The organism is Paraburkholderia sp. GAS448 (assembly GCF_050435685.1).
Lineage (GTDB): Bacteria > Pseudomonadota > Gammaproteobacteria > Burkholderiales > Burkholderiaceae > Paraburkholderia.
The window spans coordinates 447,008-462,542 of record NZ_JBNDKT010000004.1; the positions used below are offsets into that span (position 1 = coordinate 447,008).

17 protein-coding genes and 1 pseudogene are annotated in these 15,535 nt (G+C 60.9%); 7 read left to right on the forward strand and 11 right to left on the reverse strand.

Going from position 1 to position 15,535, the window contains the following annotated elements; translation table 11 throughout:
- Positions 1 to 9: 9 nt before the first annotated feature.
- Entirely contained in the window at positions 10 to 138 is a 129-nt protein-coding gene (locus P3T23_RS11030; protein WP_429316176.1) for an MFS transporter small subunit, read from the forward strand.
- A gap of 85 nt (positions 139 to 223) precedes the next feature.
- On the opposite strand, the gene P3T23_RS11035 is transcribed toward P3T23_RS11030, so the two are convergent.
- From P3T23_RS11035 to ugpQ, 6 genes are all read right to left on the reverse strand, one after another.
- Positions 224 to 646 (reverse strand): transposase, encoded by a 423-nt coding sequence (locus P3T23_RS11035; protein WP_429316177.1) that lies wholly within the window; start codon positions 644 to 646, stop codon positions 224 to 226.
- A 196-nt stretch (positions 647 to 842) separates the two neighbouring features.
- Positions 843 to 1,910: an ABC transporter ATP-binding protein gene (locus P3T23_RS11040; protein WP_429316178.1), complete on the reverse strand. Its 1,068-nt coding sequence runs from the start codon at positions 1,908 to 1,910 to the stop codon at positions 843 to 845.
- 19 nt (positions 1,911 to 1,929) lie between these two features.
- Complete coding sequence (locus P3T23_RS11045) at positions 1,930 to 2,721, reverse strand: ABC transporter permease (RefSeq protein WP_429316179.1); 792 nt, start codon at positions 2,719 to 2,721, stop codon at positions 1,930 to 1,932.
- A complete protein-coding gene (locus P3T23_RS11050; protein ID WP_429316180.1) occupies positions 2,718 to 3,656 on the reverse strand; it encodes an ABC transporter permease in 939 nt (312 codons plus the stop codon). Before P3T23_RS11050 ends, P3T23_RS11045 begins: the two co-directional genes overlap by 4 nt.
- Before the next feature lie 124 nt (positions 3,657 to 3,780).
- On the reverse strand, positions 3,781 to 4,893 hold the full coding sequence (locus tag P3T23_RS11055; RefSeq protein WP_429316181.1) for an ABC transporter substrate-binding protein: 1,113 nt from the start codon (positions 4,891 to 4,893) through the stop codon (positions 3,781 to 3,783).
- A gap of 114 nt (positions 4,894 to 5,007) precedes the next feature.
- Positions 5,008 to 5,793 carry a glycerophosphodiester phosphodiesterase gene (gene ugpQ, locus P3T23_RS11060; protein ID WP_429316182.1) on the reverse strand — a complete coding sequence of 262 codons (786 nt, stop codon included), beginning with the start codon at positions 5,791 to 5,793 and terminating at the stop codon, positions 5,008 to 5,010.
- 519 nt (positions 5,794 to 6,312) lie between these two features.
- Between ugpQ and P3T23_RS11065 the strand changes: the two genes are divergently transcribed.
- Entirely contained in the window at positions 6,313 to 7,083 is a 771-nt protein-coding gene (locus tag P3T23_RS11065; RefSeq protein ID WP_429316183.1) for a DeoR/GlpR family DNA-binding transcription regulator, read from the forward strand.
- Positions 7,084 to 7,124: 41 nt separating this feature from the next.
- On the opposite strand, the gene P3T23_RS11070 is transcribed toward P3T23_RS11065, so the two are convergent.
- Positions 7,125 to 8,795, reverse strand: coding sequence for a Na/Pi cotransporter family protein (locus P3T23_RS11070; RefSeq protein WP_429316184.1), 1,671 nt, complete (start codon positions 8,793 to 8,795; stop codon positions 7,125 to 7,127).
- A gap of 250 nt (positions 8,796 to 9,045) precedes the next feature.
- On the opposite strand from P3T23_RS11070, the gene P3T23_RS11075 reads away from it, so the two are divergent.
- The 5 genes from P3T23_RS11075 (at position 9,046) to P3T23_RS11095 (ending at position 12,288) form a co-directional block, all read left to right on the forward strand.
- Positions 9,046 to 9,729, forward strand: a complete 684-nt coding sequence (locus P3T23_RS11075) for an HAD family hydrolase (protein ID WP_429316185.1) — start codon at positions 9,046 to 9,048, stop codon at positions 9,727 to 9,729.
- A gap of 670 nt (positions 9,730 to 10,399) precedes the next feature.
- Positions 10,400 to 11,362 carry a hypothetical protein gene (locus P3T23_RS11080; RefSeq protein ID WP_429316186.1) on the forward strand — a complete coding sequence of 321 codons (963 nt, stop codon included), beginning with the start codon at positions 10,400 to 10,402 and terminating at the stop codon, positions 11,360 to 11,362.
- Positions 11,363 to 11,412: 50 nt separating this feature from the next.
- On the forward strand, positions 11,413 to 11,790 hold the full coding sequence (locus tag P3T23_RS11085; RefSeq protein WP_429316244.1) for a DUF4279 domain-containing protein: 378 nt from the start codon (positions 11,413 to 11,415) through the stop codon (positions 11,788 to 11,790).
- Between the two features lie 18 nt (positions 11,791 to 11,808).
- A complete protein-coding gene (locus P3T23_RS11090) occupies positions 11,809 to 12,018 on the forward strand; it encodes a hypothetical protein (protein ID WP_429316187.1) in 210 nt (69 codons plus the stop codon).
- A 27-nt stretch (positions 12,019 to 12,045) separates the two neighbouring features.
- Positions 12,046 to 12,288 (forward strand): DUF3820 family protein, encoded by a 243-nt coding sequence (locus tag P3T23_RS11095; RefSeq protein ID WP_429316188.1) that lies wholly within the window; start codon positions 12,046 to 12,048, stop codon positions 12,286 to 12,288.
- A gap of 31 nt (positions 12,289 to 12,319) precedes the next feature.
- On the opposite strand, the gene rfbC is transcribed toward P3T23_RS11095, so the two are convergent.
- The 4 genes and pseudogenes from rfbC to P3T23_RS11115 form a co-directional block, all read right to left on the reverse strand.
- On the reverse strand, positions 12,320 to 12,871 hold the full coding sequence (rfbC, locus tag P3T23_RS11100; RefSeq protein WP_429316189.1) for a dTDP-4-dehydrorhamnose 3,5-epimerase: 552 nt from the start codon (positions 12,869 to 12,871) through the stop codon (positions 12,320 to 12,322).
- 70 nt (positions 12,872 to 12,941) lie between these two features.
- Positions 12,942 to 13,042, reverse strand: a pseudogene (locus P3T23_RS11105) (sugar phosphate nucleotidyltransferase); the annotation flags it as partial.
- 62 nt (positions 13,043 to 13,104) lie between these two features.
- Positions 13,105 to 14,166, reverse strand: coding sequence for a dTDP-glucose 4,6-dehydratase (rfbB, locus tag P3T23_RS11110; protein ID WP_429316190.1), 1,062 nt, complete (start codon positions 14,164 to 14,166; stop codon positions 13,105 to 13,107).
- Positions 14,167 to 14,265: 99 nt separating this feature from the next.
- Positions 14,266 to 15,522, reverse strand: a complete 1,257-nt coding sequence (locus P3T23_RS11115; protein ID WP_429316191.1) for a flippase — start codon at positions 15,520 to 15,522, stop codon at positions 14,266 to 14,268.
- Between the last annotated feature and the right edge of the window lie 13 nt (positions 15,523 to 15,535).

Genomic DNA, 15,535 nt, shown 5'->3' on the forward strand with positions numbered 1-15,535 from the left:
GAGATCCCCATGGCCAACCCAAGCGCCGCTCAACCGTCCAGCAAAGGCAAGCTGATCGTTTTCTGGGCATACGTGCTGATCCCGCTGTCGTGGGGTGTCGTGAACACGCTGATTCAGGCGATGAAGCTGTTCAGCTAACCCTTCTCGCTGGAAGAACAAAAGCCGGGCGCAAGTGAGCGCCCGGCTTTTTCGTTTGTGCTTCTGCGGATGGCGGCGATGCAGATCAGCGGGTAGCCTCGCCTCGCTCCCCAGCGGACGCCCGTGGCTCATTGCGCACGCGCCGTAACCTTGCACCCGGCACCGGCGCGGTTTTGCCCGCACACGCCGTGTGCGTTGTGCGCATCCGCGCGGCCATTGCCTCGCACATCGCCTCGCCAGCCTCGCCGTGCAACTCGCGTAAGACGCGTTGCAGCACGCCTGCCTCGAACCACGCCTTGAACCGTCGATGACACGTTCGATGGTCAGGATAGCGGCTCGGCAGTGTCGACCACGGGCCGCCCGTCGACAGGATCCAGAATGCGGCGTTCAGCACCGCGCGCGTATTGCGCTCTGGACGCCCGCGTGGGTCCTTGCGTGCGCGGAACTCGCGGAACAGCGCTTCTACGCTGTCCCATTGCGCGTTGGTCAGATCGCGGTGAAGCCCCATGAGTGCTCCGTCTTTGAAAGGTTCGACTTACGATACCCATTCAAAGACGCAGGAGAAATCTGATAATGCCGTAAATTGTGGTCTGGCACTCATTAGCGGCCCGCCGTTTGCGGTCCAACCCACATTGGGTCGGGTGGCAGGGCGGCGAGCCCCCCTGGCACCGCCAGCGCCTCCGCTCAAGCCCCGCAAGGCTCGCTTATACGCCCTCTTCCAGCACCAGCAGGTTTTCGTGCGAAAAACCGAGGGCGACCGGCTGGCCGCGTTCGGGCAGGCTGCGATTCGGATCGTTGAACACGTCGAGCGAAATCACCGCCTCTTTCACACGGGCACGGATGCGCACCACGGCGCCGAGAAAACTCACGTCTTCGACCGTCGCTGCCAGCGTGTTGCGTCCCGGCGCCGGCGCTTCGAGCACGATCGCTTCAGGCCGCAACGCAAGAAGACGCTTCTTGCCCGCATCGCCGGAAGCCAGCTCCTGGGTCGTGATGAGTTCCTGGCCGTCGACGACCATCTTCCCCGTTGTCGGGTCCACGACGTGTCCCGCGAGTATGTTGAGCGTGCCGACGAACGACGCGACAAAGCGCGTGCGCGGATAGTTGTAGATCTCGGAGGGTGTGCCCACCTGTTCGACGCGGCCCTCGTTCATCACGACGATCCGGTCGGAGATCGACAGCGCTTCCTCCTGATCGTGCGTCACGAAGATCGACGTGATGCCGAGCTCACGCTGCAGCATGCGGATGTCCTGACGCAGCGAGATGCGGATCTTCGCATCGAGCGCGGATAGCGGCTCGTCGAGCAGCAGCACCTGCGGCTTGCTGGCCAGCGCGCGCGCCAGGGCGACACGCTGTTGCTGGCCGCCCGACAGTTGCCACGGATAGCGCTCGCCAAGCTGAGGCAGCTTGATGAGCTGCAACATCTCTTCGACGCGCTGACGGATTTCCGCCTCGGGACGGCCCGCCACGCGCAAGCCGAAGCCGATGTTGGCGGCCACCGTCATGTTCGGAAACAGCGCATATGACTGAAACACCATGCCGACCTTGCGCTGCCGCGTGCGCAGATGCGTGACGTCGCGGCCGTCGAGCCGGATCGTGCCGCGCGTCGGCGTTTCGAAGCCTGCGATCATGCGCAGCACGGTCGTCTTGCCGCAGCCGGACGGCCCGAGAAACGTAATGAATTCGCCGCGCTCGATCTTCATGTCGAAGTGATGCAACGCCGTATTCGATGCGAACGTCTTGTGCAGATTGTCGATTTCAAGGAATGCCATGACTGGACGCCTCAGTTCATCAGGGTTTTTGTGCGGCGAACGAGCGCGCCGACCCGAATACCTGGATCAGCCCCATCGAGGCCCAGGTAATGGCGAATGCAATGATCGCGAGTGCCGACGGCTCATAGGCGCGATTCGCGCCGATCAACTGCAGATACGGCCCGAACGCAGGCCGGTCGAGCAGGCTCGCCAGCGTGAATTCGCCGATCACCACCGCGAAGGTCAGGAACGCGCCAGACAGAATGCCTGAGCGGATGTTCGGGAAAATCACCTTGAAGAGGATGGTCGGCCAGTTCGCACCGAGACACTCGGCGGCTTCAGTCAGCGAGCGCACGTCGACGGCCCGCAGACCGGCATCGACAGCGCGATACATGTACGGCAGGGACAGCGTCACGTAACCGAACACCAGCAACAGATCCGTCGCGCGCTCGTTGGCGGTGAGCGGCAGAATGGAGCTGCTGTTATAGATGCGCAGATAGCCGAACACGATCACGATGGCCGGAATCACGAGCGGCAACAACGTGATGAATTCGACGAGCGGCCGCAGCTTCGGCAAACGCAGCTGAACCCAGTACGCAGTGGGCACCACCAGCAGAATACCGACGACGATCGTCAGCAGCGCCATCAGGATCGAATAGCCGAACGACGCCTGAAAGCGCGGGTCGGTCAACACCACCCTGTAGGCTTCGAAGCTATACGTGCCGCGCGTCATGCGCAGGCTGAATTCGAATGTCGCGATGAGCGGCACCAGAAAATACACGGTGCCGACGATCATCGCGGTCCATGCACCCACACGGGATTGCGATTTCATCGACGCCCCCTTTCCGCGCGCGAACGCAGCCAGATATAGCCGCCATTCGACAGCCCCGTGACCAGAATCATTCCGAGCGCGAGCGCATAACCGAGGTTCTGGTTGTGCAGCACGTCACCGCGAATCTGCGCGAAGAGCAGGATCGTCACGATGTTGAGCGAACTGCCCGTGAGCGCATACGCCGTCGCCACCGCACCGAACGAATTTGCAAACAGCAGGAGCGTCGCGCCGAGCACGCTCGGCCACAGCACCGGCAGCGCGACATAGCGCCAGTACTGGAAAGCCGTGCCGCCGAGACAGTCGCATGCTTCACGCCATTCGCGCCTGAGCCCATCGAGTGCGGGCGTGACAATCAGCACCATCAACGGAATCTGGAAGTAGAGGTACGTGATCGTCAGCCCCCAGAAGCTGAGAATGCTGAAGCCAGTCGAATACAGATTGATGCCGGTGAACTTCTTCAGCAGCAGCGTAACGAGGCCGACGCGGCCAAGCGTGCAGATGAACGCAAACGCGAGCGGCACGCCCGCAAAGTTCGATGCGACGCCGGAAAACGTCATCAAGGTCGGACGGATCCAGCCGGGCAGCTTGCCCTGCACCGCGGCCCACGCGAGCAGCGAACCCAGCACCGCGCCGCCGATCGACGACGCCGCGCTCACCTTGAAGCTGATCCAGTAGGCGTCGAGCACGGTCGGCTCGAACAGGCCGAGAAAATTCGTCAGCGTGAAGTGACCGTGCGAATCCTGAAACGCGCCGACCATCAGGAAGCCGGTCGGCAGGATCAGGAACAGCAGTGCGAACAGGAAGAACGGCAGCACGCCGACCCAGGTCCACAGCGACGCGGACTGTCCGGTTCCCTTCACGTTCGGCGCCGGTGTCAGCACGACGGGAGCCTGAAGCTCCGGCGGTGCGGACCCGAGATTCGATGGACTGCTCATAGGTCACCCTCAGGCAAACAGATTGTCGCGATGCAAGGTCTGCCGCGACAGGAACGGGACGCCAGATGTGAAGCGGGCGACGCAGACCGCGCGCCGCCCGCCCATTCCAGCTTTGCTGCCCCGCTTACTTCACGTTGGCGCCAACCGCCGTATCCCACTGCTTCGTGACCGTTTCCTTGTAAGCGTCCTGCTGCTGGAGCGTCGGGAATACCGCGGTCTTGTACGCGGCTGCCGGCGGCAGCTTGTCGAGCAGCGCCTGCGGCACTTTCTTCGCGGCCGTCAGCTCGTTGTAGCGGATCGGATGGCAATAACCGGTCAGCCAGCCGATCTGGCCTTCATCCGAGTACAGATATTCCATCCACAGCTTCGCTGCGTTCGGATGCGGCGCGTACGCGCTGATCGCCTGCACATAGACGCCCGCGACGACGCCCGTCTTCGGCACCACCACCTGCACCTTCGGGTTGCCCTTCAGCGTGTCGCGGTCAGCCAGCGCGTTGTAGTCCCAGCGGACGATGATCGGCGTCGTGCCCTGCGCAAGCGATGCGGCCTTGCCGATCACCGGCACGAAGTTGCCGTTCTTGTTCAGGTCCGCGAAGTACTTGAGACCGGCCGCACCCGCCTTCGATGCGTCGCCCTTCGCCGACGACAGACCTGCCGCATACACGGCCTGGATCGCCTGGTTGGCCGAACGCGGATCGCCCGCCAGCGCCACGGCGTTCTTGTACTCGGGCTTGTGCAGATCGGCCCAGTCAGTGGGGGCCTTGTCGATCATGTCGGCGTTGACTTCGAACGAGAGCACGCCGTAGTAGTCGCCGTACCAGTAGCCGTCGGCATCCTTGGCGGAATCGGGAATCGACTTCCACGTCGATACCTTGTACGGCTGCAGCAGGCCGTCGGCCTTGGCCGTCGGGCCGAACGACAGGCCGACGTCGATCACGTCGGGCGCCTGCGGACCCTTGTTGCCCTTGTTCGCCTTGATCGCTTCGACCTCGTCGCCCGAACCGGCGTCCGGATTCAGCTCATTGATCTTGATGCCGTACTTCGCCTGGAAAGCTGCGATCATCGGACCATAGCCGCACCAGTCGTGCGGCAGCGCGATGACAGTCAGCTGGCCTTCCTGCTTCGCGGCCTTGACGAGCTCGTCAGGCGGCGCAGCAGACGCCGTATTCATGCACGTGACAGCCGCTGCCCCGATGGCTGTCATCGAAAGAAAAGAACTTGCCCAGGTCCGGTTCATGGTTTTTTAACCTCTGCCGAAAATTGCTACGTTGGGAAAACGACTATTTGAATGGGTCTTCGGCGACACGTCGCGCCTGCTGCACGCCATTGCCCGTTCTTGCTCGTTCTGCATTTACAGCGAAGCAGGCGACGCGGTGACCGCGCCGGCCCTGATGATATCGATGCAATCTGTACAAATTGTGTCAACGCCCCATCTTGCGAGTTCACTCGCGCGCTTGGGATCGTTCACGGTATAGGCAAGCACGCGCAGGCCAGCTGCATGGATGTCGGCCACTCGTTGCGCGTTCAGATGTTTGTGATCCGCATGCAACGACACGCAATCGAGTTCGCGGACAATGCGCAGCCAGTCGTCGGGAATGGCTCCGAACAGCATGCCGCGTGGCAGCGACGGCACCGCGTCGCGTGCGGCGGCGAGCGCCTCGAAAGAGAACGAGGACAGCAACGGTTGCGTCTGCGTGCGCCACAGATCGAGCGCAGCGCGCGCGACGAGGTGTCCCGTCTCTACTTCACGGCCCGGGCAGGGTTTGATTTCGATGTTGGCGGCAAGGCCGTCGCTCGCACAACGGGCGGCAGCTTCGGCGAGTGTAGGCAGATGGACGCCCGTGAAGCGCGGGCCGAACCATGCGCCCGCGTCGAGCTGCGCGAGTTCCTGCCACGTGCGGTCGACGGCCGGCCCGTGGCCGTTGGTCGTGCGGTCGAGCGTGTCGTCGTGCAGCAGATAGATTTCGTCGTCGGCGGAAAGCTTCGCGTCGAACTCGACCATGCGATAGCCGTAGCGCACACACGCATCGAAACCCGCGAGGGTATTTTCAGGCGCCAGCGTGCCGCCGCAGCGATGCGCGACCAGCCGCGGATACGGCCAGCTGGCAGACTCGGCATGAGCATTCAGATTTCCCACGTCTTCTTACCTTCAGGATCGACCCGGTTGGACTGCCCTGCTGCGCACCTGAGCTCCTGCCATACGCCTTTCGACTGTACTTTCTTCAGCGTATTGCCAGATCTGCCGCGCGAGGACCATCGTAGTATCGGTGAACTTGCCGCCGGGCGGTAGTTGGCCTGTCGCGTAGCGGACACAAGGCGCAGCGCGGCCCGATCGCAATGGCCGGCTACCCCGGCCGGCGACACGAGTATGCCGCCAGCATACGACAGCCACGTTGCCAAATGCGACATCAGATGTTCGAATCTGGACATTTCGTTTCCTTTTCGAAAATATGATGTTCGGATGAGGTCAAATCCACAGTTCGAAGCAAGGCTAAAATCAAATACACAAATTTGCAAGCTGACAATAAAGTGCAACATTGACCAGGTAAAGTACCCCCATAATCGCGCGGGTGGATACCCGCTCAACGTCTTCCGGATGGCTTTCACGCCACTGGTCTGGGGCCATCCGAAATAGATCTATCACCGGGGAAAATGCATGTGGCAGGAAGACCGTCATCAGCGTATTCGCGCATTGCTTTCGACGCTGCAGCGGGTGTCGACCGAACGCATCATGAGCGACCTCGGCGTGTCGCGCGAAACCGTGCGCCGCGACCTGCTCGACCTCGAAGCGCTCGGTGAGCTGAGACGGGTCCACGGCGGCGCGATCAAGCCCGGCGACGAAGCACCCATCGCCGAGCGCGCGCATACGCGCGTCAAATCCAAGATTGCGATTGCGAAGGCGGCGACCGGCGTCATTGCAAGCGGACAGACGCTCTTCATCGACGCCGGCACCACCACCGCCCTGCTCGCGGAGGAACTGGCGAAACTCGCCAATCTGACAATCGTGACGAATTCGATCGACGTGGCGCTCAAGATGCGCGGCGCGACCGAGCCTGGCCACAGCGCGAACGAAGTCATTCTGCTGGGCGGCTCGATCGGCGAGCGCTCGATGGCGACCATCGGCGGCACGACGATCGCGGAGATCCAGCGATATCGCGCGGACGTCGCGCTGCTGTCGCCGGTCGGCGTCGATCATCGGAGCGGCGCAACGAACTTCGACCATGCCGAGACCGAAGTGGCACGCGCGATGGTCGAGAATGCCGACCGCGTCGTGATCCTCGCCGACTACAGCAAGATTGGCGAACGCAGCCGCATTGCGTATTGCCCGGTCGAGCACATCGATCTGCTGATCACTAACCGCAAAGCGACCGAAGCCGCGGACTTTCCGCTGCTGAAGAAAAAGCTCCGCAAGGTCATGCTGGCCTAGCGCCAGCGTGTAACGTGGCGCTCAGAGACGACGCAGCGGTCCTATTCTGCTGGACTGTGCATCGCCTCCACCGCCCGCTTGCGCAGCCGCGTCTCATGCAGCGCGCCAACGGCATCGAGCACCGGATACGCCGTGGAGCAAAACAATGAGTTCAGCCGTTTCATGTCGCTGATCAGGTCGAGATGCAGCGCGCTCGTTTCGACACTGCGCAGCGTCTGACCAGACAGACGGTCAAGATGCCTGTATGAATAGGCGCGCTCGAGATCGCGGAAGCGTTCCTTCTCCGACAGCAGTCTTTCCGCACTGCGCAGATCGTTGTTGAGAAATACCGACAGTCCAAGCTGCAGATTGCTGACGAGCCGCGCGTGCAGATCCTCCAGCTCGCCGAGACCTTCTTCGGAGAACGCAAGCCGGTGGGCAATCTTCTTTTCTTCGATATCACCGACGATGCGCTCGATGATGTCGCCCGCATGCTCGAGATTGATCGTCAGCGAGATGATGTCGGTCCAGCGCCGGCTCTCGGCCACGTCCAGCTGTTCGCGTGAAATACGTGCGAGGTAAGTCTTGACGGCGGCGTACAGATGGTCGACGTCGTCGTCCATGCGTATCGTTTCGCGCGCCTTCTGCAGGTCGTTGCGATGCAGCAGTTCGGCAACGTTATCGAGCATTGCGCGAATGAGGTCGCCGATGCGCAACACCTCGCGCGCAGCGTTGGCAAGCGCAAGCGCCGGCGTAGGCAGCGCTGCCATGTCCAGATGAAGGGGACGCAGTTCAGCATTCGGCTCCGCGCGCTCCGGCAGCACCCGGACGCAGAGGCGCGCAACCGGTTCGATCAGCGGCACACAGGCGATACAGCGCAGCGTGTTGTAGATCAGATGGAAACCGACCACCGCTTCACGCGGGATGCTGATCAGCATCGGCAAGCCGGCGGCGAGGAGCGAGGTGAACGGCAGAATCAGCAAAGCCCCGGCCAGCTTGAATGCAAAACTGCCAAGTGCAAGCCGCCGCGCGGCGGTGTTCTGGGCCAGCGTACCGGCCAGCGCCAGCAGGCCGCTGCCGAGATTCGCACCGATCACCAGGCAAAGTGCGACCTTGAGCGATATGACGCCGGACGAAGCGAGCGTCGCAGTCAGCAGCACAGCGGCGAGGCTCGAATACGAAATCATCGCGAACGCGGCGCCCACCAGCGCGTCGAGCATCGTGTCGCCAGTCAGCGCGCCGAACATCACGCGCACACCCGCGCCGTGCATCATCGGTTGCACCGCTTCGACGATCAGGTGCAACGCGAGCAGAATCAGGCCAAGGCCGATCATCGTACGCCCCACCTGCCCCACACGGTTTTGCTTGCGCGACAGAAAGAGCGGCACGCCCACCAGCACGAGCACGGGCGACAGCCACGACAGATCGAGCGTCAGAATCCGCGCCATCAAGGCGGTGCCGACATCGGCGCCCAGCATGATCGCGAGCCCGCTCGACAACGGCAGCAAGCCCTGTGCGGCAAACGACGTGACGATCACGGCGGTTGCGTTGCTGCTCTGCACGAGGCTCGTCACGCCCACGCCCGAGCAGAATGCCTTGACCCGGTTGTTCGTGCTATGTCCAAGGATGCGCCGCAGGTCGGCGCCCAGCACACGCAGGATGCCCGTGCGCACGATGTGCGAACCCCAGACCAGTAACGCCACGCCGGACAGGAGGTTGAGAAGGATCAGCATAAGGCAGTGCAGGACATAAGCAATACGGCGCGAAGATTCGTTCGGTCATCCCCTTACCCCGCGCGCCACAGGGCAGCAACAAACAGGGATCCATATCGCTAGTGTTGCACAATTTTGCCTTATTGCAATTTTGTGTATTTAAAACTACGATCGGCCGGAACGTAGAAGACGAACGGGAACGGCCGCGCCCGGCACAGGCGAGGAACGATCAGATCGACACACGGAAGAGAAAAAGGAACAAGGGAAAGGGATGAATCGCAATCTTGCGTTGTTCGATCTGGACCACACACTGCTACCGCTCGACAGCGACCAGGCATGGGCTCACTTCCTGGCCGGTCTCGGCATCGATGACGGCAAGCGTCACGCCGAAGAAATCGATGAGTATTACCGCCAGTATTCGGCCGGCACGCTCGACATGACCGCCTACCTGAACTACACGCTCGCGCCGCTCGCGCGCCACACTCGCGAGCAGCTCGACGCCTGGCACACACAGTTCATGCACGAGGTCATCTTGCCCGCGATTCGCCCTGCTGCGCTTGCACTGGTGAAGCGGCATCTCGACGCCGGCGATCTGTGCTGCATCGTCACCGCCACGAACGTCTTCATCACGAAGCCGATCGCGAAGGCGCTGGGGGTCGAGCATCTGCTCGGGATCGAACTCGGTACGGAAGGCGAACACCCGGACGGCCGCTATACCGGCACATCGGTCGGCGTGCCGAGCTTTCGCGAAGGCAAGATCGTGCGTACGGAAAGCTGGCTGGCAACGCTTGGGCATGCACTCACGGATTTTGGCAAAAGCTACTTCTATAGCGATTCCATCAACGACGTGCCGTTGATGGAACGTGTGACGCATCCCGTCGCGACGAATCCCGACGCCCGGCTTCGCGCACTCGCGCTCGCACGGAACTGGCCCGTGATGGACATCTTCGTCTGACAGGCCGCAATGGGAATCGCATTGCTCTTTGTTGAGCCGGGCTGATGTCAGTGCGCCCAGAGCGTGGTTCTTCGCATAGTGGCGCTTCTGGCGGCGGGATCTCAACGCTATCGACAGCGCGATCCCTGAACGGCGCATTGTGCAGATCACCAGCCATCAGTTTGCATAACTTATCTTTTTTTCTGCCGCTTGCACCACGAAGCACAGAGTCTCCGCGCTTGAGATTCGTCTTATGGTGAAGAATCTACCGCTTGCATACAATCCACCACCGTCTTTGAGGACAAAGAAGCCATGTCGCTCCGATGGCCGTCGCAACCGAAGAGTGCCCCCTTGCAGAACATGGGCGTGTCGCGCCTGAACTTGAATGTTTTTCTCCGTAAATACACTCTCGGGGAGACTCAGAAAAGCCCAAGAAATTGATGATATCCCTTTATTTATGGGGAGAAAATCAAATCGACGCTCAACAAGATTTAACCGCACCGAATGATTGAAGGTACACCTTAAGGCACACATTTCCCCTCGGGCGTGGATTGTGTACCAAAGCGCGATGGTCGGCTTTTTCGTTCGCGTGGGTATCCCAAGAACATAGCCGCCCGGTGATCTGCTAGGTTTACGCCTTCAAGAATCAAGCGGCCCGGCAAAGTGTTGACGCACCGGGCCCGGCCTGGAATTGTCGGTCATAACGAGCAAAGCAGGTTTGCCTATGTCGCAATGGAATACGCTCTCGGTACCACTGGAGACCGGTTGGCAATGTACGCTGGTGCTGGCCAGCCATTACCGCAGCCCGTCCGGAGAATGGCTTGCTTTTATGCGGCGCGGTGAACGCAAGCAACTCGAGCAGGACCGGACAGATTTTGACCGGTACTTCCGGCCACGCCGAGACCTGAGAACCGTGACCGGCGAGACGGAACTAGACACGATTCAGTCGTTCCTGAGCGATATCCTGAATGTGGTCCACTGGGACCTGCCTAGAGACAACTCGGGTATCGAGCGCGTGCTCCGGAAAGCAGTGGCAGACGGTCGGCTGGTGCCTGTCATCAATCGCGAATGGCGCTCCCGGCCCCAGGTGTCTCGTCCTGTACCTGCGCCGGAGCGGTGGCATTCGGGAGGCGGTGGATCGGCTGACGGCGGACAGACATGGGCAGCTTTTTCCGGGGTAGGTTCAGGCCCGCCGTCCTTTAGCGGCGAGCCGATCCTGTCCGGCCCGTATGACCCGACCATGCAGGAAGCCAAGCTCATCGCTGCACGCGGCGCGATGGCCGCAAGAGGTGTCGGTGGTGGTCTGCCCGGCGTGGTTGGGGCCGTGGCCGGTGCCGCGTTCGGCAGTGACTTCGACGCGGATGAAACCGCCGACGATAGCGGCAATACCTTTACACCGCTCGGCAATGCTCAGCCGTTCGAGTACACACCGGACCCGGTAAGCGGTGATGTGGAAGAGCTCGCGGCCTCCACGAACAACCCGAAGTTTGCCGCGAAGATGCTTGGATACGACCAGAAAACGTTCGGCGACATGCTGCATAGCTTCAAACCCGACAATGGCCTTGGACCAGCGGATAACGTCATCTGGCACGACATCGGCGATGTCTACTTCAACGGAAATTTCGTCGCCAACTTCCACGATTGGGCTAACTAACGGAATCATCGATGAGTGACCATCAACTAGCACACGCAACATTTCATGTAATGGGTGATTCGGTCGTCCCTGAGTTTTGGACCGAGTATTTTGGCCTTAGGCCAGACACTGCCATTACCAAGGGGGGCCACTTCATTACGCCCTCCGGTCGGCCGAGTCGCGCGCCGGGCCGAGTCGGATTGTGGGGCGTTGGAAGCAAATCCTTTGTTCGTAGCGATCAACTCGAACCGCACTTACGTTATCTAATCGAGCGCCTGAACCTGTCGCGGCCAGGCCTTCGTGAGTTGCTGGGGCGCGAAGGCGTAAAAGTTCGGTTTTGGTGCTACTGGGACAACGAGACCGGCGACCGAGTACCTGATGTGCCTGACGACATTCGGGCGTTGATGGAGGCACTAGGAGGCACCATCGAGATTGACGAATACCGATAATAATGAGTAAGCCCCACGATGTTTGATTTTAAGAATGCCAGCAAGCAGGCTCTAAAAGCTGAGTACAACCGCATCGCCCGCGAAATTGGCGACGACCAGTTCTTTACGAAAAAGGATCTGAATCACCTCCCTGAAATTCTCATGGATAGTGAGCAGGTTTTAGCTTTTGCGTCAGGGGTTATGGATGGCACCCAGCAAGTCAGGCATCATTGGCGCACTTGCCGATAAATCGGCGCCATGAAAACCTGATACGCAATGAACCCCGAACACCTGCAACTTCTCGTGACCCGTGTCATGCCCTTCGGCAAGTACAAGGGCCGGCTCATCGCCGATCTGCCTGGGCCGTATCTCAACTGGTTTGCGAACAACGGATTTCCGCCCGGAGAGATCGGCCGGTTACTGGCGCTGATGCAGGAGATCGATCACAACGGCCTGTCGTCGCTGCTCGATCCGCTGCGCGAACCTCAGCCCGCGAAAGACACCCCGCGCGGGAAATAACGCTGTGTCGGACATACGCCCGTCGTAGCAGTCACGCGAAGTATTCCGCCTCATACAATTGCTTGCCTGCGGCATCCTTCGCGGCAAGCACAGGCTCGAACTCGATCGGCCAGTCGATGTCGATTTCAGGATCGCACCACAGCAGGCTGCGTTCATGCTCGGGGAACCAGAAGTCGGTGGTCTTGTAGACGAACTCCGCAATCTCCGACAACACGACAAAGCCATGTGCAAACCCCGGCGGAATCCACATCTGCCGGTGGTTCTCTGCACTCAGGTAGACGCCCGCCCATTTGCCGAAGTCCGGTGAACTCAGGCGAATATCCACGGCGACGTCGAACACCTCACCGGCCACGACGCGAACCAGCTTCCCCTGTGGATGCTGAATCTGATAGTGCAAGCCACGCAATACGCCACGCGCCGAGCGTGAGTGATTGTCCTGCACGAACTCGACGCCGTGCGCGACGTTTTCAGCGAATTCGCCCGCATGAAAACTCTCGTAGAAAAAGCCGCGCGCATCACCGAATACGGTCGGCTCGATCACTTTTACTTCAGCGAGCGCAGTCGAAGTTACCTGGATCGCCATAAGCGCTTCTCCGTCAAAAGGTTTAGCACGGACTCGTGTCCGTAGAAGATGTTATCGCCGAGTATCAGTGCGGATAGTCGTAGACCGGCAGCAGTTGCTTCGATACGGCATGCGTCACCGGATAAGCCGCGTGCCGGATCCCCCGGCAAGAACAATCCTCTTACGCTTCATGACGCGCCGCCCTTTCCCTCTGGCTCGCTGCGAAACAGTCTGTTGTCCGGTTAGCCGGTCGCTCACGCGCTTCGCGCATAGTGGGTCTCCACCCATTTGCGGTAGTCGCCGAAAGCCACGTCGTTCACCCATTGCTGATGCTCCAGGTACCAGCGCACCGTCTTCTCGAGACCGCTTTCGAATGATTCGGCAGGCTTCCAGCGCAGTTCGCGTTGAAGCTTGCGCGCATCGATCGCATAGCGCCGGTCGTGGCCCGGACGATCGGCAACCCATGTAATCTGGTCGCGGTACAAGCCCGACTCCTTCGGTGCAAGCTGATCGAGCAAATCGCACAGTGTGTGCACGACTTCGATATTCTTCACTTCGTTCCAGCCGCCAATGTTGTACGTTTCGCCCGGCCGGCCTCTCGCCAGCACTTCGCGAAGTGCGCTGCAATGATCGCCCACGTAGAGCCAGTCGCGCACGTTCTGTCCGTCGCCATACACAGGCAGCGGCTTGCCGGCGAGAGCGTGTGTGATCATCAGCGGAATCAGCTTCTCCGGAAACTGGAACGGGCCGTAGTTGTTCGAGCAATGTGTGGTGAGCGTCGGCAAACCATAGGTGTGATGCCAGGCACGCACCAGATGATCGGCGCTCGCCTTGGACGCGGAATACGGGCTGTTGGGCGCGTAGAGACTCGTCTCCGCGAACGGCGGATCGTCAGGCGATAGCGACCCGAACACCTCATCCGTAGAGACGTGCAGAAAACGGAACGTCTCCTTCGCGGTAGCGGGCAGATCCTTCCAGTAATGGCGTGCCGCCTCGAGCAGCGTAAACGTGCCGACCATATTCGTCTGCACGAAATCCTCGGGGCCATGAATCGAGCGGTCGACATGGCTTTCCGCTGCGAAATGCAGAATCGCGCGCGGCTGATAGTCAGCCAGCAATATGTCCATTGCGGCGCGATCGCAGATGTCCGCACGCACGAAGATGTGACTCAGGTCGCCATGCAACGACCTGAGCGTGCCCAGGTTGCCGGCGTAGGTCAGCTTGTCGACGTTGACCACGGCTTCGTCCACACCGTCGAGCCAGTCGAGCACAAAATTCGCGCCGATGAAACCGGCTCCGCCCGTCACGAGAATCATGATTTCCCCCTTCGCCTGTCATCCCTGTCGCATCCACCGGCACCCGTGCGGCAGCTTCAATCCGGATGCGACTGCGGCGTACGCATCCTCCAGTCTTCCTCATCCTTGAGCGCGTGCATGGGCTGGCGGGCGCACCTCCCGCAAATAGAGCCACGCGAACGCCACCGCACCGAACAGCTCTGTCAGGATCACCGACACGATCGTGCCTTCGGCGCCCAGATAGAGGGTGAGTGGCACGACGTAGATCAGATGCAACACGGTGACGCCCGCATAGACATTCTTCAGCGCGCGCGTCCGGCCCAGGGCGAGCAAACCCAGATTGCCGAACACGAATGCGACGCTGATGACAGGCAGCAGCACCGCTTCGAGCTTCAGCAGGAAGATCGAAGCGTAAAACTGCTCACCCAGCCACATCTCGATGCCCCAGCCCGCAAACAACTGGATGAAGACAAACAGGCTCACCGAGCAGCCGAAAACCGCCATCATCGCTGTGCGCATCAGCTCCTGCGCCGCCGCCGGGTTCGTGGCGTTGTACTGGCTGATGCGCGGGTAGAACGCCTGCCCCACCATCATGAACACGGCCTGCGCCGCCACACGCACCTTGTCGGCCATCGCGAACTGTCCCACCGCTGTCGGTCCGTGAAAGTGGTTGAGCAGGATCGAATTGAAGTTGACGTAGAAGCTCACCAGCACGAGAGACAGGAACACAGGAAACCCCTCTCCCAACGACTCTCGAATCGACCGAAGCGGCGTAAAGGCCCATGCCACCAGCCGCTGCCGGTAGACAATCCACAACGCTGCGACTGCCAGAACGACATTGCCAAGGCTGATGCCAAGCGCCGCCAGCGCCGCATCCCCCTCGCCTTTTACAAGCAGCACCACGCAGACGAGGCTCGCCGCCTTCGACACGAACGTCGGCAGCACGAGCGACTTCATCCGCTCCAGCCCCTGGAAGAACCAGAGCGGCGTCACTGCGTTGGCGATCACACCGACGAACGCCGCCGCCAGAATCGGCCAGTGCGCGGACAGCCCTGGCACCACCAGCAGGCCGATGAGCAGAAGCACAAACGATGCAAGCGTCAGCGCGAGCTTCGCTGCCATCGTCGCCGAGAAAACACCAGCGAGTGCCTCCGGTTCGTTACGCCTGACTGACACGAGGCGCGTAGCGGTCAGGTTGTGACCGTAGTCTGTAAGCAGGATAAGGTACTGGACGATCGCCTGACAGTACGCCAGCACACCGAACTCCGTCACTCCAAGCACGCGTCCAAGAAACGGCAGCAGCAACAGCGGGAACAGATAATTCCCCCCCTGTATCAGCAGCAGGTAAAGCATCGTCTTCCTGATCGATGTGGTCATGGGCTCTGCTCGC